This is a genomic window from Streptomyces sp. NPDC002536 (assembly GCF_053594995.1).
The window spans coordinates 83,136-101,947 of the sequence record NZ_JBSFWU010000011.1 but is presented as its reverse complement, the minus strand read 5'-3'; the positions used below and the strand labels follow the sequence as shown (position 1 = coordinate 101,947).

At 71.0% G+C, this 18,812-nt stretch carries 22 protein-coding genes; 11 read left to right on the top strand and 11 right to left on the bottom strand.

Annotated features, from left to right (window positions below; all coding sequences use genetic code 11):
* Positions 1-145: 145 nt before the first annotated feature.
* Positions 146-1,075 carry a LysR family transcriptional regulator gene (locus ACWD4B_RS06830; RefSeq protein ID WP_451419778.1) on the top strand — a complete coding sequence of 310 codons (930 nt, stop codon included), beginning with the start codon at positions 146-148 and terminating at the stop codon, positions 1,073-1,075.
* 24 nt (positions 1,076-1,099) lie between these two features.
* Positions 1,100-1,849 (top strand): nucleotidyltransferase domain-containing protein, encoded by a 750-nt coding sequence (locus ACWD4B_RS06825; RefSeq protein ID WP_451419777.1) that lies wholly within the window; start codon positions 1,100-1,102, stop codon positions 1,847-1,849.
* 18 nt (positions 1,850-1,867) lie between these two features.
* On the opposite strand, the gene ACWD4B_RS06820 is transcribed toward ACWD4B_RS06825, so the two are convergent.
* Entirely contained in the window at positions 1,868-2,293 is a 426-nt protein-coding gene (locus ACWD4B_RS06820; protein ID WP_451419776.1) for a nuclear transport factor 2 family protein, read from the bottom strand.
* 118 nt (positions 2,294-2,411) lie between these two features.
* On the opposite strand from ACWD4B_RS06820, the gene ACWD4B_RS06815 reads away from it, so the two are divergent.
* The 5 genes from ACWD4B_RS06815 to ACWD4B_RS06795 all read left to right on the top strand — a co-directional run bounded on the left by ACWD4B_RS06815 (position 2,412) and on the right by ACWD4B_RS06795 (position 6,010).
* Positions 2,412-2,981 (top strand): PadR family transcriptional regulator, encoded by a 570-nt coding sequence (locus ACWD4B_RS06815; protein ID WP_451419775.1) that lies wholly within the window; start codon positions 2,412-2,414, stop codon positions 2,979-2,981.
* Entirely contained in the window at positions 2,968-3,765 is a 798-nt protein-coding gene (locus ACWD4B_RS06810; protein WP_451419774.1) for an SGNH/GDSL hydrolase family protein, read from the top strand. Before ACWD4B_RS06815 ends, ACWD4B_RS06810 begins: the two co-directional genes overlap by 14 nt.
* Positions 3,766-3,850: 85 nt before the next feature.
* A complete protein-coding gene (locus ACWD4B_RS06805) occupies positions 3,851-4,096 on the top strand; it encodes an acyl carrier protein (protein WP_451419773.1) in 246 nt (81 codons plus the stop codon).
* Positions 4,093-5,136: a 3-oxoacyl-ACP synthase III family protein gene (locus ACWD4B_RS06800; RefSeq protein WP_451419772.1), complete on the top strand. Its 1,044-nt coding sequence runs from the start codon at positions 4,093-4,095 to the stop codon at positions 5,134-5,136. The genes ACWD4B_RS06805 and ACWD4B_RS06800 overlap by 4 nt, the downstream gene beginning before the upstream one ends.
* Position 5,137: 1 nt before the next feature.
* Entirely contained in the window at positions 5,138-6,010 is an 873-nt protein-coding gene (locus ACWD4B_RS06795) for a hypothetical protein (RefSeq protein ID WP_451419771.1), read from the top strand.
* On the opposite strand, the gene ACWD4B_RS06790 is transcribed toward ACWD4B_RS06795, so the two are convergent.
* The 6 genes from ACWD4B_RS06790 to ACWD4B_RS06765 form a co-directional block, all read right to left on the bottom strand.
* Positions 5,994-6,977 carry a 3-oxoacyl-ACP synthase III family protein gene (locus ACWD4B_RS06790; RefSeq protein ID WP_451419770.1) on the bottom strand — a complete coding sequence of 328 codons (984 nt, stop codon included), beginning with the start codon at positions 6,975-6,977 and terminating at the stop codon, positions 5,994-5,996. The genes ACWD4B_RS06795 and ACWD4B_RS06790 overlap by 17 nt on opposite strands.
* Positions 6,974-7,582 (bottom strand): nuclear transport factor 2 family protein, encoded by a 609-nt coding sequence (locus ACWD4B_RS06785; RefSeq protein WP_451419769.1) that lies wholly within the window; start codon positions 7,580-7,582, stop codon positions 6,974-6,976. Before ACWD4B_RS06785 ends, ACWD4B_RS06790 begins: the two co-directional genes overlap by 4 nt.
* A gap of 36 nt (positions 7,583-7,618) precedes the next feature.
* Positions 7,619-8,809 carry a cytochrome P450 gene (locus tag ACWD4B_RS06780; protein ID WP_451419768.1) on the bottom strand — a complete coding sequence of 397 codons (1,191 nt, stop codon included), beginning with the start codon at positions 8,807-8,809 and terminating at the stop codon, positions 7,619-7,621.
* A gap of 275 nt (positions 8,810-9,084) precedes the next feature.
* Entirely contained in the window at positions 9,085-9,861 is a 777-nt protein-coding gene (locus tag ACWD4B_RS06775; protein ID WP_451419767.1) for an ABC transporter permease, read from the bottom strand.
* A complete protein-coding gene (locus ACWD4B_RS06770; protein ID WP_451419766.1) occupies positions 9,858-10,859 on the bottom strand; it encodes an ABC transporter ATP-binding protein in 1,002 nt (333 codons plus the stop codon). Before ACWD4B_RS06770 ends, ACWD4B_RS06775 begins: the two co-directional genes overlap by 4 nt.
* A gap of 181 nt (positions 10,860-11,040) precedes the next feature.
* On the bottom strand, positions 11,041-11,691 hold the full coding sequence (locus ACWD4B_RS06765; protein WP_451419765.1) for a helix-turn-helix transcriptional regulator: 651 nt from the start codon (positions 11,689-11,691) through the stop codon (positions 11,041-11,043).
* A 133-nt stretch (positions 11,692-11,824) separates the two neighbouring features.
* Between ACWD4B_RS06765 and ACWD4B_RS06760 the strand changes: the two genes are divergently transcribed.
* Entirely contained in the window at positions 11,825-12,688 is an 864-nt protein-coding gene (locus tag ACWD4B_RS06760) for an EamA family transporter (RefSeq protein ID WP_451419764.1), read from the top strand.
* 34 nt (positions 12,689-12,722) lie between these two features.
* On the opposite strand, the gene ACWD4B_RS06755 is transcribed toward ACWD4B_RS06760, so the two are convergent.
* A complete protein-coding gene (locus tag ACWD4B_RS06755; protein WP_451419763.1) occupies positions 12,723-13,325 on the bottom strand; it encodes a TetR/AcrR family transcriptional regulator in 603 nt (200 codons plus the stop codon).
* Positions 13,326-13,443: 118 nt separating this feature from the next.
* Between ACWD4B_RS06755 and ACWD4B_RS06750 the strand changes: the two genes are divergently transcribed.
* Positions 13,444-14,229 (top strand): class I SAM-dependent methyltransferase, encoded by a 786-nt coding sequence (locus tag ACWD4B_RS06750; protein ID WP_451419762.1) that lies wholly within the window; start codon positions 13,444-13,446, stop codon positions 14,227-14,229.
* On the opposite strand, the gene ACWD4B_RS06745 is transcribed toward ACWD4B_RS06750, so the two are convergent.
* Complete coding sequence (locus ACWD4B_RS06745) at positions 14,201-14,752, bottom strand: N-acetyltransferase family protein (RefSeq protein ID WP_451419761.1); 552 nt, start codon at positions 14,750-14,752, stop codon at positions 14,201-14,203. The two genes, ACWD4B_RS06750 and ACWD4B_RS06745, sit on opposite strands and share 29 nt — an antisense overlap.
* A 207-nt stretch (positions 14,753-14,959) precedes the next feature.
* Positions 14,960-15,274 (bottom strand): cupin domain-containing protein, encoded by a 315-nt coding sequence (locus ACWD4B_RS06740; RefSeq protein WP_451419782.1) that lies wholly within the window; start codon positions 15,272-15,274, stop codon positions 14,960-14,962.
* A 100-nt stretch (positions 15,275-15,374) separates the two neighbouring features.
* Here ACWD4B_RS06740 and ACWD4B_RS06735 point away from each other — a divergent pair, with 100 nt between their 5' ends.
* Entirely contained in the window at positions 15,375-16,337 is a 963-nt protein-coding gene (locus ACWD4B_RS06735) for a GlxA family transcriptional regulator (protein WP_451419760.1), read from the top strand.
* A 104-nt stretch (positions 16,338-16,441) separates the two neighbouring features.
* Positions 16,442-17,140 (top strand): TetR/AcrR family transcriptional regulator, encoded by a 699-nt coding sequence (locus tag ACWD4B_RS06730; protein WP_451419781.1) that lies wholly within the window; start codon positions 16,442-16,444, stop codon positions 17,138-17,140.
* Positions 17,141-17,319: 179 nt separating this feature from the next.
* On the opposite strand, the gene ACWD4B_RS06725 is transcribed toward ACWD4B_RS06730, so the two are convergent.
* On the bottom strand, positions 17,320-18,774 hold the full coding sequence (locus ACWD4B_RS06725; protein ID WP_451419759.1) for a glyceraldehyde-3-phosphate dehydrogenase: 1,455 nt from the start codon (positions 18,772-18,774) through the stop codon (positions 17,320-17,322).
* Between the last annotated feature and the right edge of the window lie 38 nt (positions 18,775-18,812).

Sequence of the window (18,812 nt, the reverse complement as noted above, 5' to 3'; positions counted from 1 at the left end):
CTTCGCCCCGGACCCCTGGGGTGGTGCGTCGGCTGCGGGCCGGTGGGGGCTGGTCGCGCAGTTCCCCGCGCCCCTGACGGGGCGCCCCGCACTTCGCCGGGCCCGCCACGGCATATCCCTGGGACGTGCACGTACCATGCCCGCTGTGGATCTCAACGCCGTGCGCACCGTCGTCGCCGTAGCGGACGCAGGACAGTTCCGGGAGGCGGCCGCCGACCTGTCGATCACTCAGCAGGCCGTCTCCAAGCGCATCGCCGCGCTGGAGAAGGAACTCGGTGTGCAGCTGTTCACCCGCTCCGCGCGCGGAGCCCGGCTCACCATCGACGGGCAGGCGTTCCTGCCGCACGCCCGCGAGCTCCTGAAGGCCGAGGAACGGGCCACCGCCTCGGTGCGGCCCGGGCGCCGCGCGTTGCGTGTCGACGTCATCGGGCGGCGGCTCGCGCCGGCGGGACTGCTGCGTGCCTTCCACCGTGCGCATCCCAGGACCGAACTCGACGTGGTGACCCTGTTCGACGCCGATGCGGCCGTCGCCGCCGTCCTGTCCGGCACGATCGACGCGTCCTTCCGCGCGGTCACCATGCCCGGGCGGCAGCTTCCCGACGGCATCGTGGCCGCCCGGGTCTTCGACGAGCCCCTCCAGCTTCTCACCGGCCCGGCCCACGAGTTCGCCGCCGCCCGAGCGGTCACCCCCGAGCAGCTCGCCGGGCTCAGGATCTGGATGCCCGGCATCATCGCCGGTACCGAGTGGGCCGCCTACTACGCCGAACTCGCCGATGCATTCGGGCTCACCATCGACACGATCGGCCCCAACTTCGGCACCGAGCCGCTCCTCGACGCGGTCGCCGACTCCGCGACGCTGGCGACCATCGTCGGCGAGGACACCCGCCTCGCCTGGCCCGTCGGCCACGACCTGCGGCGCATCGCCCTGCACCACCCGACACCGGTCTACCCGCACTCGCTGATCTGGCGGGAGGACAACCCGCACCCCGCCCTCACCGAACTCCGCACCCATCTCGCCTCCGTACGGCCCGACCACCACGGCGTCGAGACCTGGGTGCCGAAGTGGGCGCAGTGATCACTACGACCCGATGGGAGCCTTGTGACCGACGACCTCTTCCTCGACCGCGTCGCCGACACACTCGCCGCCCTCCCCGCCGTGCACGCCGTCACCCTCGGCGGCTCGCGTGCCCAGTGGACCGAAACCCCTGACAGCGACTGGGACATGGCCGTGTACTACCGAGGCGGCTTCGACCCGGCCGACCTGCGCGCCGTCGGCTGGGACGGCGAGGTGTCCGAGATCGGCGGCTGGGGCGGAGGCGTCTTCAACGGGGGAGCCTGGCTCACGATCGACGGCCGGCAGGTCGACGTCCACTACCGCGACCTCGACGTCGTCGAACACGAACTCGGCGAGGCCCGGCAGGGCCGCTTCCACTGGGAGCCGCTGATGTTCCACCTCGCGGGCATCCCCAGCTACTTGGTGGTCGCCGAACTCGCCGTCAACCGGGTGCTGCGCGGCACGCTGCCCCGCCCCGGCTATCCGGATGCGCTGCGCGCAGCGGCCCCGCCGGTGTGGCGGGGCCGGGCGGCCGTGACGCTCCAGTACGCCGAGGCCGCATACGTCCGGCGCAGTCAGGTCACGGAGGTGGCGGGCGCGCTGGCCACTGCCGCCCTGCAGACGGCGCATGCGGTGCTGGCGGCGCGCGGCGAGTGGGTCACCAACGAGAAGCGGCTGCTGGACAGGGCGGATCTGCGCGGTGTCGACGCGATCGTGGCCGGCCTGCGGCCGGAGCCGGAGACTCTCGGGCAAGCTCTCGCCGCGGCACAGGAGTTGTTCCGATCCGCCGTCTGAGCCGGGCTCCGGCGCCGGTCAACGGGAGTCCGGCACCAGGCCGTCCGCCGCCAGCCCGGCGAACACCGCTTCGCCCAGCGCGTGGACGGCAGACTGCGGCCGGACCATCACCGTGAACTCCTTGATCCGGCCGTCGTCGGCGAAGTGCAGCAGGTCGACGCCGTGGATCTGCTTGCCGCCCACGGTGGCGCGGAAGAGCAGGACCGCCGACGGGGACGCCGTGCCGTCGGCGCAGGTCTCCGCAGTGCCGGCGTACTGCCCTGCGTAGCGGAAGTCCTCGAAGGTGCGCAGGAGGACCCGGAAGAGCCCCAGCACCATCGGCCTGCCCTCGAACGGCGTGAACTTCACGGGGCTGTAGAAGCGGATGTCCTCGGTGAACAGGCCCTCCAGGGCCGCGAGGTCGCGATGCTCGACGGCGGCGCGGAAGCGGTCTGCGGTGGTCATGGCGCACCCCTCTGCATAGTCATGGATGTGACTAGTCATGTTTATGAGTAGCATGAAGAGGGTGTCCGGCAACAGGGGACAACAGGGGAGCGGACCCGGAAGGGGAGGAGGCGATCCGATGGCACTGCGGCACGCCGTTCTGGCGGCGCTGCTCGACGGGGAGCTGAGCGGCTACGAGTTGGCCAAGGCGTTCGACCTCGGCGTGGCGAACTTCTGGTACGCCCAGCCGCAACAGCTCTATGCCGAGCTCACCCGGCTGGAGAAGGACGGGCTCGTCGCGGGCCGCGAGGTGGTCCAGGAGACCCGGCCCACCAAGCGCCTGTTCCACGTCACCGACGCCGGTCTGGCGGAACTGGAAGGCTTCGCGGCCGCGTCCGCCAAGCCGTCGTTCATCCGTGACGACCTGCTCGTCAAGGTCCGCGCCGTCGACCACGTCGACGCGGCCGCCCTGATCGCGCAGCTCGCCGAGCGGGCCGCCTTCGCCCAGGCCAGGATCGACCTGTTCGGAAAGCTGCTGCGCAGCATGCGGGGCGACTGCACCGAGGAGGCGTTCCTGCGCCACGGCGACCGCATCGGCCCGTACCTGACCTGCCTGCGCGGCCTCGCCTTCGAGCAGGGCAACCGCGACTGGTGCGAGCGCACGATCACGGTCCTGAGGGAGAGGCAGGCAGCACATGTCCGGCACTGAGCACCTCCGGTACGCGCGGTACGTCGCCCTGGGCGACAGTCAGACCGAAGGGCTGGGCGACGGCGACGACACCACGGGCCTGCGCGGCTTCGCCGACCGCCTCGCCGAGCACCTTGCGCGCCACAACCCCGGCCTCCGCTACGCCAACCTGGCCGTACGAGGCCGCATCGCCGAAGAGGTCCACGCCCAGCAGCTCGCCCCGGCCCTGGCCCTGCGCCCCGATCTGGCCACCGTCGTCGCCGGGTTCAACGACCTGCTCAGACCCCGGTTCGACGCCGACGAGCCGGCCGGTCACCTGGAGGCGATGTTCGCGGCACTCACCGCCCAGGGGGCCCGCGTCGCCACCCTCACCTTCCCCGACCCGGCACGCATCGCCCCGCTGGCCCGTCCCCTCGGCCCTCGCGTCACGGCCCTCAACCACCGCATCCGCGAGGCGGCGCGCCGTCACGGCGTCACCGTCGCGGAGGCCGCCCGCCACCCCGTCGTCACCGACGCCCGCCTGTGGAGCCCCGACCGGCTGCACGCCAGTCCGCTCGGCCACCAGCGGATCGCCGCCGCCCTCGCCCATGCCCTCGGGCTCCCCGGCACCGACGACTCGTGGACGCACCCGCTGCCCCCTCCGGCGCACCCCGTCCCCACCAGGTGGCACGCCGCCACGGCCGAACTGCGCTGGGCCGCCTCGTTCCTCGCCCCCTGGCTCGTCCGCCGGCTCCGCGGCCACTCGTCCGGTGACGGCCGTATCGCCAAACGACCGCAACTGCTCCCGGTTCTTGACGCGACGTGACAGACAAGCGGAAGCTGGAAGAAGGGAGAAACCTGGACAAGCAATTCACTTCGCCTCTATGGGGCATGTGCACCAGGACACGCGTATGACGGGTAAGCACGAAGTAGCGCAAGCGGTTCACGAGATCCTGACCGGCCCTTTGGAGATCACCCCTGAATCCGTCCGGCCCGGGACGCGGCTGCCGGACCTGGGGCTGGATTCGCTGGCCTATGTCGAACTCGCGGTACTGCTCTCGTCCGCCTTCGGCGTCGAGATCGCCGACGAGGAGCTGCGGGACGTCACCGTGGAGGAGCTGACCGAACTCGTCGAGCAGCGAAGAGCAACGGCATGACGCCGCTGCAGGACCAGCGGTCCGTGGCCCGCATCGAGGCACTCGGGTGCCACGTGCCGTCCACGGTCGTCACCACCCGGGACCTGCTGGCCGAACGCCCGCTGCTGGGCGCCCTGGTGGAGGGGGCGACCGGAGTGCGTGCCCGCCGGACGGGCGGGGACTCCTATGACATGGCGGTGCGTGCTGTCGCCGACTGCTTTTCCCGTTCCCGGTACACCGCAGCCGATCTGGACCTGGTCGTCTGCTGTTCCATCACCCGCACCAAGGAGAAGCGGCTGTATTTCGAGCCGAGCTTCGCGTCGATGATCGCCCACGAGTTCGGCGCCGGTGAGGCGTTGTGTTTCGACGTCTCCAATGCCTGTGCGGGGGTGATGACCGGGATCCTCCTCGTGGACCGGATGATCCGGCGGGGGCTTGCGCGCTGTGGCCTGGTCCTCGGTGCCGAACAGGCCACGCTGGTCAGCACCACGGCAGTGCGCGAGATCGTGAATGCCCGGGACCCGCAGACGGCTTCGCTGACGCTCGGGGATTCGGCCGTCGCGGTGCTCGTCGACCGGGCCGTCGACGAAAGGGACCGGATCCACGACGTCCGGCTGCTGACCGCTGCCCGCTTCGCCCTCGCGTGTCTGGTCATGCCCAGCGACAAGAGCCAGGGCCTGGCGATGTACACCGACACCCGGAGCCAGCAGAGCGAGCCGGCCATGGAGGTCTGGCCGACATTTCTTGCCGAGCACGTCCCGTCGTTCCAGGCGGAGCAATTCGACGTGATCATTCATCACCAGGTGTCGGCCCGCGTGGTCGAGCAGCTGAATGCGGTCGGTGCCCGCATACTCAGGACGCCGATGCCCCGCTCTCCCACCGTCCTGGAAACGTACGGCAACACCGCGACGACGTCGCATTTCCTCGTGCTGCACGAGCAGTTGGCCCGTCACCGCATCGCACCCGGCAGCAAGCTGCTGCTCGTGCCCAACGCCTCCGGGCTCGTCACGGGCTTCATGTCCGTCACCGTGACGTCCCCGAGCACGGCTCCGGTCCGGTGAGATGGGGGTCGTCATCGCGGCAACCGGCATCAGCCAGGACCGGCCCGGCGGAATCCTCGACCATGAGGTCCGGGCCGCACGCAATTGCCTCCGGACGGCAGGCCTCGCGGGAGATTCCGTCGACGTCATCGTCCATCTCGGGATCTACCGGGACCACAACCTCGTCGAACCGGCCGTCGCGGTGCTCGTCCAGAACCGGCTGGGCATTCATCTGGACCACCGGGCCGGTTCCCGGCCGGTGTTCGCCTTCGATCTCCTCAACGGCGCCTGCGGCTTTCTCACGGCCGTCCATCTCGCCCGAGGACTTCTCACCGGAGCCGAGGACCGCCTGCTCGTCGTGGCCGGTGACGGCCACCCCGCGCAGCGGCCGCACCGCGCATTTCCCTATCGCGCCGTCGGTACGGCAGCACTTCTCGGGCACGACGACGCCCCGGGGACCGGTTTCGGCCCGGTACGGTTCCGCGCCGAACACGGCCCGGCAGCCGTCGGTTTCCTCGACCTCACCACGATGGGAACCGGCGGCCGTTCGGACATCACCGTGCGGCGCACCGCCCCCGACATCCGGCTCGTCGATCGCGCCGCGGATTTCGTACGCGCCCACCTGGCCGCCGACGGACTCGCCCCTTCGGCAGCCGTGCTGGTGAGCAACGAGCCTTTCGACGGATTCGCCGGGCTCCTGGCCACGCGCGTCGGAATTCCGCACGGCGGACGTGCCGGCACCGGGGGAGAGGGAATGCTGCACAGCGGCGCTCTGCTGCGCGGCCATCACCGCATGGTGCACGACCGGCCGCCCGCCGTCCTGTTCGTGGCCGTCGATCCGGGCGCCTCTCTGGGATGCGCCACGTACCGGCAGGGAATCACGGCACGCGGATGATCTGTCCCGCGTAACTCATGCCCGCCCCGAATCCGATCAGCATGACCAGGTCGCCGGAGCGCGCCCGGCCCTGGGCCAGCAGCCGGTGCAGTGCCAGGGGCACCGAAGCCGACGACGCGTTTCCCGTGGTGCGCACGTCGTCGGCCACCGCGACATGGCCGGGAACCGCCAGCAGTTGGCCGACCGTCCGGATCAGCCGGAGATTCGCCTGATGCGGCACCAGGGCAGCAATGTCCGTCCACGTGAGGCCGCAGCGGGCCAGCAGCTGTTGCGCGGTCCCGGCGAGGGCCTCGATCGCCCACCGGGCGACCGCCGGACCGTCCATGGACACGACCGGTCTCGACCGTGCCGAAAAGGACGTCGGCCGCGTGCCGAGGATGCCGGCGCACGAGCCGTCCGAACCGAGTACGGCGGGCGAGACACCGGCCTCGCCGGAGACGGCCAGCACGGCGGCCCCGGCCCCGTCCGCGAAGAGCGGAGCGGTGGTCCGGTCCATGGCGTCGACGATGTCGTGGATCCGGTCGGATCCCACGACCAGGGCCGTGCGCACCGCCGCGGACGCGATCATCGCCCGGGCCGTCTCCACGCCGTAACACCATCCCGCACAGGCGGCGTTGACGTCGAATGCGGCGATCCGCCGCATGCCCAGATCGTGGGACACCGAAGGGGCGAGCGGCGGAACGAGATAAGGATTGGTGGACGTCGCCAGAATCAGCAGCTCCACGTCGTCCGGCGCAATCCGCGCCGCCGCCATGGCCGCGCGAGCAGCGTGCACCGCCATCATCCGTACGGTTTCGCCGTCGTCCGCCCAGCCGCGCTCGGTCACTCCCGTCCGTCCGACGATCCAGTCGGTGTCCACGCCCAGCCAGGCGGCCATGGCGGCCGAAGTGACCACCCCGCGCGGGCGGTAGACCCCCAGGCCGGTGACGCCGACCGGATGGCCGGGCCCGCACGGCAGACGGGTCACCCCTGCTCCATCGCGGCACGGCATTCCTCCAGCAGCCTGTGCAGTGTGGACAGCCGCTCCGCCGGGGAACCCTGCTGCCCGGCAGCGGACCATTCGGCGGTCAGGGCCTGCAGTTCCGCCAGGCACAGATGGACGTCGTGCCGGGAGAGAACGAGGGAGTCCTGCCGTGGCACCTCCGCAAGCTGCTGGAGCAGGACCGCCGCATTCCAGTAGTCGCGTTCCCGGCACACCCGGCCGTCGTCGGCGAATACGAAGACGGCGCTTCCCCGGACCGAGAACTGCCCTCCCACGGCGCCCGTCGGCAGCCCGGGCAGCGGATGCTCGACCGTGCCGCTCATCGTCCACTCCGCAGTGCCGAGCTGCTCGACCGCGTGGGCACTGTGCAGTTCGACGCAGAAGTCGGGGACGCTCTCCAGCCAGGCCTGTCCCCAGCGCAGAAACTCGGATTTGCCGTGGCAGACCGTCCCCGATCCGAAATCGGTGTACTCCAGGTCCTCGGTGTAACAGGACACAAGGCGTTCGAGGTCGTGGTCGTTGAGAGCCGCGCTGATGGTCTCGTGGACACGGAGACGGCCGGCATGTCCGAAGGTTGTGGTCACCGACATGGCTGCGGGTCCTTTCCCGAGGCGTGCCGAACGGGATCAAGAGGCGAAGTGCAGGTGCAGCGATTCGGGCCCGCAGATTCCCAGCCCTCTGCGCCACGGCGGCTCACCGGACACCGACGGCGGGCCGAGCCGGCTCGTCAACGCGACCAGGGCCTCCCTCAGTTCGGTGCGTGCGGTGGCGGCGCCGAGGCAGAAATGCGGTCCTGTGCCGAACACCAGGGGTGCCGCCCGGCGCGGGACCGTGATGTCGAATACCTCCGGGGCGTGGAAGGTGCGGCGGTCGCGGTGTGCCGACTTCACGCACATGGCGACGAAGGATCCGGCGGGAATGTGCATGCCCTTGTAGTCCACGTCCTGCCGTGCAGAGCGGTAGGCGGCCGTCACCGCGGGACACCACCGCAGGATCTCTTCGACGGCCTGCGGCGCCAGTTCGGGGTGTTCCCGGAGCACGCGCCACTGTCCGGGGTGCGCGGCGAAGGCGACCATGGACTGTCCGAGCTGGTGGCTGGTGGTGTCGTGCGCGGCGAAGATGATCGAGACGATGAGGTTGCGCAGTTCCTCCGGACCGATCGGCGTCTCGTGGTCCTGCGCACGGATCAGATGGGAGACGAGATCGTCGCCCGGATCCCGTTCCCGGGTGCGGACCAGTCCGTCGACGTACGCGAACAGGCCGCGGACGGCGGCCTCCAGTCGCGGCAGGTATTCCGGATACTGGACCAGCGCGTACACCAGACCGATGTCGGTGCTCCAGCGGTGGAACGCACCGTAGTCCTCGGCGGGAATGCCGAGAAGCCGGCTCATGACCCGGACCGGCAGCGGATCGGCGAACACCTCGATGAAATCCGGGAGTTCTGCCGATGCGAGTTCGCTGGTCAACGACGCAGTGGTCTCGCGGATGAAGGGCAGGAGACCATTGACGACGGCCGGTGTGAACGCCCGGTTCACCAGCCGCCGGAGCCGTGCGTGGTCCTGCCCGTGCTGGTGGAGGATGAGGGGCACGAACCAGTCGTGGACCGGGCCCGAGGTGATTCCCACCAGTTCCAGGTACGCCCTGCCGTCCTGGACCAGCCGCGGATCGCGCATCAGGTCCTGCATCTCGGCGTACCCGAGAACGGCGAGCCCCAACGGGGTCCGCATGCACCAGTTCCCGTCCATGACGGCGGTCACTTCGCCGGAGGCGAGGTCGAATCCGGGAACGGTGATGTCCACAAAGGGGAGATCGGCCATGCCTGACATGTTCCGGCCTTCCGCTGCGTACGGACGTCAGTCGGGAGCGGGAAGGAATTACTTCGAAACGCTAACGGGTCGGGCGGAGCGCCAGCAAGGGCGGGGGAAGGAAATTCTGTCCGACGGGATTTGGTGTTTTCGTATGCCCATCATTGTGCTCATCGTTGTGCCCGTCATTGTGCCCGTGCGGGCCGGTCGCCCCGGCCCGACCGGCCGAACAGATCGTGCCGGTCGGGCGTTGCATCATGCGGGACGGGGCTGCGCAGGATCCGCCGTCACACCGAGCGCTGGTACGCGCGGAAGGTCCGGGTGGACAGCCACACCGCGATCGTCGCGGCCAGCAGCAGCGCCCCGCCGCGGCCGAGCACCAGGCCCCAGTCCGGGTCGGCGGACATCGCCGAACGGCCCGCCACCAGGGTCCAGTCGAGCGGATTGAAGTCCGCTATGTGCCGCATCCAGGACGGCATCAGCGCGGGCTTCATGAACGCCGAGGAGAGGAAGGTCATCGGGAGCAGCAGGAAGGTGTTGATCCCGATGATCGACTCCCGCTGGCGCACCAGCATGCCCAGGGCGTTGGAGGCTGCGCCCACACAGGTGCCCAGCAGCACCGAGGCCACCACCAGGACCGCGAGACCGCCCACGCCACCGGGATACGTCGCCCCGCCCGCCTTGCCGAGCAGCACGATGAGCACCGACTGGACGGTGGTGCTCACCCCCTGCTGGACCACGTTGGCGTTCATCAGCGCACTGCGGCTGACCGGAGTGGTCAGAAAGCGGTTGAGCGTGCCGCGCTCGATCTCCTCCAGCGTGCCCATGCCCGCCCACATGGCGCCGGACAGGGCGCTCATCGCGACCACTCCGGGCACCAGGTAGTCGAGGTAGTTGCCGCCGCCGAAGCCGGGCAGCTCCACCACCTTGCGGAACAGCGCCCCGAAGAGGAACAGCCAGATCACCGGCTGGACGAGGGTGATGAGCAGGAAGGCGGGCTGCCGGAGCATCGGGGTCAGCTGGCGCCCGGTCATGTACCAGGTCTGGCGCAGGGTCTCGGTCACCGGGCACCTCCGGCGAGCGCCGGGGCGGCGTCCGCATCGGCGAACCGGCGGCCCGCGTGACGCAGGTAGACGTCGTCCAGGGACGGGCGGGCCACGGTGACCGTGGCGACGCGGGCGCCCTCGCGCTGGAGCACGGCCAGCACGGCGGGCACCGCGGCGCCCCCGTCGTCGGCCCGGGCGCTCAGCAGCCGGCCCTCCAGCGTCACCTCGCGCACTCCTGCGAACTCGCCGACGGCCGTGGCCAGCAGGCGTGCGTCCACCTCGCCCGGTGTCTCGCGCAGCTCCACCTGCACGGCGTCGCCGCGCAGTTCGGCCTTGAGCCGGTCCGGGTCTCCGGTGGCGACGACCCGGCCGCGGTCGACGATGGCAATGTGGTCGGCGAGGTGGTCGGCCTCCTCCAGGTAGTGCGTGGTGAGCACGACCGTCAGGCCTTCGTCACCGGCCAGCCGGCCGATCTCCTGCCACATGGCGGTGCGGGCCTCGGGGTCGAGGCCGGTGGTCGGCTCGTCGAGGAACAGCACCTCGGGGCGGTGCACCAGGCCGAGCGCCACGTCCAGGCGGCGCTGCATGCCGCCCGAGTAGCTCTTCGCCGGGCGGCCGGCGGCGTCGGCCAGCGCGAAGCGGGCCAGCAGGTCGTCCACGCGGGAGGCCAGTCCGGCCCCGCGCAGACCGTACAGCCGTCCCTGCAGCAGCAGGTTCTCCCGGCCGGTGGCCACCGGGTCGGCCCCGGAGCGCTGGGCCACCACCCCGATCGCGCGCCGCACCCGGTCCGGGTGGCGCAGCACGTCGTGACCGGCCACGGTGGCGGTGCCGGAGTCGGGCCGGGCCAGGGTGGTGAGGATCTTGACGGTGGTGGACTTGCCGGCGCCGTTGGGGCCCAGCAGCCCGAAGACGGTGCCGGGCCGCACCGTGAGGCCGAGCCCGGCGAGGGCGGTGACGCCGCCGGGGTAGGTCTTGGTCAGTTCGCGCGCCTCGACGGCGTGCGGGGATGTGCTCATGACTGAGCGTCCTCCGTGTGTCGGTGTTCGATGCGTACCGAACCGATCTACGGAAGGGGACCGGGCTATTCTGGGTGTGCCGCACCTCGGGCGCCCGGCCTGCCTCGCGCAGGTCCGTTCGGGGCTGAGGACCCCGGCGGGGCTGTTGGCGCAGCGCCGCCGGGGTTCGTTCGCCGGTTTGTCAGGTCCGGTCCTGGTCCAGGTGCTCCTCCAGTCGCTGCAACTCCTCGGGCACGCCGCCCGTCCTGCCCATCTCGCGCCACTGGGCGACGCCCTCGAACGAGCCCTGCTCCAGCTCCGCGTGGAACTCCCGCACCCAGGCCGTCTCGGCCCGGATCCTGTGGAGCTGGTACTCGGCCTCGATCAGCACCAGCCGGGGCAGCAGCCCCGACCACTTCTCCAACTCGCCCTGGATACCGGCCGCCTGCTCCTCCAGCGCGGCCAGCCGCTGCCCGAGCAGCGCGATCGCCTCGTCGGCGGGAAGCGCGGGGAGCAGGGAGAGCGCGGACTCGAAGAGCGGGAACTCCTTGGCCGGGACCGCCACCAGCTCGGCCAGCCAGTCGTGCAGCTCCTCCCGTCCGGCGGGGGTGAGCCGGTAGAGCGTGCGCTCGGGCCGGTTCCCCTGCCGCTCGACGTCCGAGGTCTCGACGAAGCCGTGCTTCTCCAGGTTCCGGACGACGGTGTACAGCGAGCCGTAGTTGATCTTGATGCTGTGGTGCTTGCCGCGGTGCCGGAGCACACGTCCGACGTCATACGGATGCCGGGGCCGCTCCTGCAGCGTGACCAGGACGGCCAGCGCCAGAGGATTGCTGAGCTTGCGCCGCTTCGGCATGGTCCCTGCCCCCGCTTCGATCCCCCGCTTCCGTATATCCGCGGCCGACTATATCGCGACTATCGCGACTGCGCCAGACCGCGATGTATCGCGTTCCGTGGGCTGTTGTGTGCGGCCCCTGTCCTCGGGACCCGTGACGGCGGCCGGTCCACGCTCCCGCTCGAGTGCCGCGGCCGTGTGCGCGGCGTCGATCCTCTGCGCATCGCTGTGCATCCAGCTCTCGGCCGCCCTCGCCAAAGGGCTGTTCGGCGCCGTCGGTACCATCGGGACGAGCGGACTGCGCATGGCGGTCGCCGCGCTGGTCCTGCTGGTGCTCACACGGCCGGCACTGCGCGGCCGGACGCGGCGGCAGTGGGCCGGGATCGTCCTGTACGGCGTGGCGATGGCGGCGATGAACGTGCTGTTCTACAACGCTGTCGCCCGTCTCCCGCTCGGGGTCGCGGTGACGCTGGAGTTCCTCGGGCCGTTCTCCGTGGCCCTCTTCGGTACGCGCACCCGGTGGGAGGCCGTCTTCCCGCTGGCGGCGCTGGCCGGGGTGGCGCTGATCGGCGCCCCGGCTGGCGGTGCGACCGGCGCGGGCCTGGTCTGGGGGCTCGGCGCGGCCGTCGCCTTCGGCAGCTACACGCTGCTCGTCGGACACGTGGGGCGCGCCTCGTCCGGCTTCTCCGGTCTGGCGCTGTCGGTCGCCGTCGGGGCGCTGCTGCTGGCGCCGTTCTCGGTGGCGGCCGCGCCACGGGTGCCGGGTCCCGGCGGCTGGCTCGCGGTCGCCGCGTCCGGGACCGTGGGCGTGGCAGTCGCGTTCGGCCTCACCTGTATCGCAACGCGGTTGGCCCCTCCCCGTGTGACGGGGACGCTGCTGGCCGCGGATCCGGCGATGGGCGCGCTGGTCGGTGCGCTGGTTCTGGGGGAGCGCCCAACAGCCCCGGCCGGGCTGGGAATTGCGCTGGTCATGGTGTCGGGAGCCGCGGTCGCATGGCGTGCGGGGGCGGCACGGTAGGCCGTCGGCCGACAGGCGTCACCGCTCATGCCGTTCACGGTGTTGGATCCCGCACCACGCCCGCGACGACCGTGGCCACGACCTTGCGGACGGCTTCGGCCTCCGGCGGGCCGCTCTTGCGGTCGGCGAACAGCAGGTGCCCGGCGCCGATCAGGGTGGGGGAGAGGGCGTCCACGTCGGCGTCGGCCGCGATACGGCCCAGTCGGCGCTCGGCGGTCAGGTACGCGGCGATCATGGCTGTGGCCTCGGTGAGGACCGGAATGCCCGCGGGTCTGCTCCGGCGCAGCCGGGCGCGCAGGTCGTCGCGGAAGGTGATCAGCGCGACGATCGCCACGGCGACCGACGAGCCGAACAGATCCGTCAGCGCGCCGGTGAGGTTGCCGGTGACGGTGCCGGTTCCGGCGGATGCGCACAGGACGGTGGCCCGGTCCTCGATCCGGGTGATGCGGTCCAGGACGAACTCGGTGAGAAAGGCGTCGAAGTCGGCGAAGTGCCGGTGCAGGACGCCCTTGGCGCAGCCCGCCTCCGTCGTGACCGCCCGGCTGGTCAGCGCGTTCGGACCGTCCCGGAACAGGATGCGCTCGGCGGCGGCGAACAACTGCTCCCGCGCGTCGCGCAGGGCCACTCCTGTCGGCATGTCGCCTGTCCCTCCCGCCCGTTGGGCTCCACCCGTTGACGAGTGGGCGCGCGCCCACCATAGTGGGCGCATGCCCACTGTACGGCCTCCAGGGAATGAACCCCATCAACACCGGGAGATGGCCGAGTCGTTCGGCACGGACGCCGAACGCTACGACCGCGCCCGGCCCCGCTACCCCGAAGCCCTGATCGAGCGGATCGCCTCTGCCGGCCCCGGCCCCGGCCCCGGCCCCGGGCCCGACGTCCTCGACGTCGGCTCCGGTACGGGCATCGTCACCCGGCAGTTCCAGGCGGCCGGGTGCAGGGTGCTCGGCATCGACCCCGACGCACGCATGGCCGGCCTGGCGCGGCAGTTCGGCGGAGAGGTCGAGGTGGCGAGGTTCGAGGAGTGGGACCCGGCCGGCCGGGACTTCGACGCGGTCGTCGCAGGCCAGGCCTGGCACTGGGTCGACCCGGTCGCAGGAGCGGCCAAGGCCGCCCGGGTGCTGCGCCCCGGCGGCCTGCTGGCCCCCTTCTGGAACGTGTTCCGATTCCCGCCCGACGTCGCGGAAGCCGTCGCCGAGGTCTGTCAACGGGCGCTCCCCGACGCGCCGTTCGACTTCCGGGCCATGATGAACGGATCCGCGGACGTGTACCGGACGGCCTTCGCCAAGGTGGCCGACGGGATGCGGGAGTCAGGAGAATTCCGTGAACCGGAACACTGGGAATTCGACTGGGAGTTCTTCTACACCCGGGACGCATGGCTGGACCTGATGCCCACCACGGGTGCCTTCACCCGGCTCCCGCCGGACCGCATGGGGAAAATGCTGGAGGGCGTCGGGACCGTCATCGACGCGATGGGCGGCGGCTTCACGATGCGCTACACGACGATGGCCGTCACCGCGGTACGGGCGGGTGCTGCGTGATCCGGTGCAGCGCGCGGCGATAGCGGACTTCGGGCACGGACACGCCGTCGTAGTCGTCGGATTGCACGGCACCGTCCGAGGCGTAACCGGCCCGCTCGTAGAAGGGACGTGCCATGACGTTGTCCCGGAGAACCCACAACAGCATGCTGTCCAGGCCCTGGTCGCCGGCGCGGGCGTGCACGGCGCCGAGCAGCGTACGGCCGATCCCGGATCCCGTGAGGGAGGGGCGAACGTACAGCGCGTAGAGCTCGCCCGCGGCCGGCCCCCGGCCCTCGGTGTCGCGGCCGGGACCGAGGCAGGCCCACCCCACGACGTCGCCGTGGCCGTCGACCGCCACGAGGTCGGTCATCCGCCCCCGGGAACCGGGGAATTGCCGTCGGCGCAGTGCGGCGTCTGCCTCGACGGTCATACCGTCCAGATAGGACTGCGGAATCATGCTGGCGTAGGCGGCTTTCCAGCCGGATACGCGTACGGCCGAGACGGCTGGAATGTCGGTCTCCGTCATCGTGCGCACGGACCACATTTGCCCACCTCCTAGGGTGTATCCGGCGGATCCTTGCGCCCCGTCAGGGGCGCGGGGAACTGCGCGACAAGCCACGACGCGCCCGCAGATGACGTGCCGTGCTTCCGCCCGGGCCCCGGGGCGGTGTGTCGACTGCGGGCCGTCGGTGGCTGATCGCGCAGTTCCCCGCGCCCCTGACGGGGCGCTGCATGATCCGCCGGACAGGCCCTAGCCTTCCGGATAGAAGACGAACAGCGTGCAGCCCGTCGTCGTCTGCGGGACGTGCGAGGAACCCGCGGGGGCGTGGATGAAGGAGCCGGCGGGGTAGTCCCGTACGCCGTCGTTGAAGACGCCCGAGACCACGAAGACCTCCTCGGGGCCCGGCTCGTGGACGTCGATTCCCTGCCAGCACGTCTGCGGGTCCATTTCCAGCACTTGGGCCTTCGCACCGTTGTCCCCGCTCCACAACGGGCGTACGCGGATGCCCGGGAAGATCTCGCGCACCGGAGCGTCCTGTGCGGCGAACCACACATAGCCGGGCATGTTCTGTTCTGCCGTCACGTCTGTCGTCATGGGGCCAGCCTGGCGGGTGATCGCCGGCCCGCCCAGTGTCAGGAATGACATCATGCGGTACTTTCCCGCCATGCATCGCGTCGTGGCCCTCGTCCGTTCTCCGCAGTCGACCTTCGAGCTCGCCTGCGCGGCCCAGGTGTTCGGGATCGAACGGCACGGACTGCCCGCGCGGTACACGTTCGGCGTGTGCACCGAGCACCCCGGCCCCGTCACGACGCTCGCCGGGTACGACATGCTCGTGACCGACGGCCTGGACGCGCTCGGCCGGGCCGACACGGTGGTCGTCCCGGGCTGGCTGCCCGTCCGGGAACCGCCCTCGCCCGCGGTCGTCCGGGCGTTGCGCCGCGCACACTCCCGTGGAGCGCGGGTGGTCAGCATCTGCTCCGGTGCCTTCGCGCTGGCACACGCCGGTCTGCTGGACGGGCGGCGGGCGACCGCCCACTGGGCGCAAGTCGGCGAACTGGCCGAGCGGTTCCCCGCCGTCCGGGTCGACCCGGACGTGCTGTACGTGGACCACGGCGACGTGGCCACCAGTGCGGGCGCCGGCGCCGGCATCGACCTGTGCCTGCACCTGGTCCGCTCCGACCAGGGCGCCGGGTACGCCGCGCACGTCGCACGGACCATGGTCATGCCGCCCCACCGCGAAGGCGGACAGCTGCAGTACGCGGCGCCGGCGCATCCCGTGCAGATCGACGGATCGCTCGCCCCGCTGCTGCAATGGGTCACCGGCAGACTCGACGAGCCGGTGACCGTCGAGGACCTGGCCGCGCGCACGGGCGTCTCGGCACGCACACTGACCCGGCGCTTCATCGACCAGCTCGGCACCAGCCCCGGACAGTGGCTGCTCGCGCAACGGGTCGTGGCGGCACGCGAGTTGCTGGAGTCGACCGACCTCCCCCTGGAGACCGTCGCCCGCCGCGTCGGCCTCTCCTCGGCCACCAACCTCCGCAGACGCTTCCTGGGTGCCCTGGGGACGACGCCGGGCGCGTACCGCCGGGCGTTCCGGGCCGGGCCGGGGCGAGGCGGGCGTTGAAGCGGTTCTCGTACGCTGTACGATAACAGCTCGTGCTTGGATGGAAGCAGAGGAAGGGAGGGGTCGCCGTGGCACGTGCAGGCTCACCCGGGCGCAAGGCCGGAGTGGACCCGGAGCTGCTCTGGGCGCAGGCCGAACGGCCGCGCCGGGGAAGGCCGCCGGCCCACAGCCGCGCGACGATCACCGCCGAAGCGGTCGCCATCGCCGACGCGGAAGGGCTCGCCGCGGTCACCATGCGCGCGGTCGCGGCCCGGCTCGGGGCCGGGACGATGTCCCTCTACAGCTACGTCCCCAACAAGGAGACGCTGCTGGAGCTCATGATCGACCAAGTGAGCGGCGAGCACCGGCTGCCGGCCGAGCCCTCCGGGGACTGGCGTGCCGACCTGCGGCAGGTCGCCCAGGAGCAGCGCGCCATGATGCGGCGCCACCCCTGGCTGCCCGCCGCGCTGACCGCTCGGCAGACCCTCGGCCCGAACACCCTCGCCGTCGTGGAGTACACGCTCGCGGCGCTCGCCCCGACCGGTGCGGACGCCAAGGCCCGGCTGGAGACCTTCAGTCTGGTCACCGGATTCGTCGTCAGCTGTGTGTCGTACGAGCTCGGCCAGGAGCAGGCGAGCGAAACCGCGGGCCGTACGTCCGGCGAACTGCGCGACGCGCAGGCCCGCTGGCTCCGGACCGTCACGGCCGACGGGAGCTATCCCCAGTTCGCCCAGGTGCTTGCCGCGCCCAGTGACCCGTCCCCGCAGGCGGTCTTCGACCGGCTCCTCGACCGGTTGATCAACGGGCTCACGGCGGAAGGGTGAGCGCCTGTCACGGCGCCCTGTAAGGGGCGCGGGGAACTGCGCGATCAGCCACCGACGGCTTGCAGCCGACGCACCATCCTGGGGGTCCGGGGCGCAGCCCCGGGACGTCGGCTGCGGGCCGTCTTGGGTTGCTCGCGCAGTTCCCCGCGCCCCTTACGGGGCGCACCCATACCCGGGGATCAGGCCAGCGGGGCCGGGTAGGTCGGGTACTCCACCCCGGAGATGTGCTGGACGACGCGGACGACCTGGCAGGAGTAGCCGAACTCGTTGTCGTACCAGAGATAGAGGATCGCGTTGTCGCCCTCGACCTTGGTGGCGCCGGCGTCGACGATCGAGGCGTGGCGCGAGCCGATGAAGTCGTTCGACACCGCGTCGGGGGCGGTGATGAAGTCGATCTGGCGCTTGAGCGGCGAGGTCAGCGACACGTTGCGGAGGTAGTCGAGGACCTCCTCGCGGGTGGTCTCGCGCGCCAGCTGCAGGTTGAGGATGGCGATCGAGACGTCCGGCACCGGGACGCGGATCGAGCTGCCGGTGATCTTCGCCTGGAGGTCGGGCAGCGCCTTGGCGACGGCGGAGGCGGCACCGGTCTCGGTGATGACCATGTTGAGCGGCGCCGAACGGCCGCGGCGGTCGGACTTGTGGTAGTTGTCCAGCAGGTTCTGGTCGTTGGTGAACGAGTGGACGGTCTCCACGTGACCGCGCAGGACACCGTACTCGTCGGCCATCGCCTTCAGCGGCGGGACGATCGCGTTGGTGGTGCAGGACGCGCAGGACAGGATCTGCTCGTCCGGCTTGATCATGTCGTGGTTGACGCCGTGGACGATGTTGGGGACGTCGCCCTTGCCCGGCGCGGTGAGGACCACCTTGTCGATGCCGGGGCGCAGGTGGTTCGACAGGCCCTCGCGGTCGCGCCACTTGCCGGTGTTGTCGATGAGGATGGCGTTCTTGATTCCGTACGCCGTGTAGTCGACCGACGACGGATCGTCGGCGTAGATCACCTTGATCTCGTTGCCGTTGGCGACGATCGTGCTGTTCGCCTCGTCGACGGTGATCGTGCCCTGGAACTGGCCGTGGATGGAGTCGCGCCGCAGCAGCGAGGCGCGCTTGACCAGATCCTCGGCGGCCCGGCCGCCGCCCCCGCGGACGACGATGGCGCGCAGCCGCAGGCCGTTGCCGGAGCCGGACTTCTCGATGAGCAGGCGGGCGACGAGGCGGCCGATGCGGCCGAACCCGTAGAGGACGACGTCGCGTCCCTCACGGCACTCGATCTTGTTGTCGCCCGTGGCCCCGGCGACGGCCCCGGCGGTGAACTCCTCTACCGACAGGCCGCGGTCGTCGGCCCGGTACGTCGCGGCGAGCATGCCGATGTCGATCTGCGAAGGACCGAGGTCGAGCGTGGTGAGAGCCTGCAGGAACGGCAGCGTCTCGGTGACCGAGAGTTCCTCGCCGGCGATCTGCCGGGCGAATCGGTGGGTCTTGAGGAGGCTGACCACCGACTTGTTCACCAGGGAGCGGCTGTGGAGGAGGACGGTGACGTCCCGCTCCCGGTGCAGCTTCCCGATGATCGGGATCATCGACTCCGCGATCTCCTCGCGGATCTTCCAGTTCGTGAACGAGTCGTCGTTGACAGTCACAGGCTTCTCTTTCGAGCTAGGTAGCGCTCACATGCTAA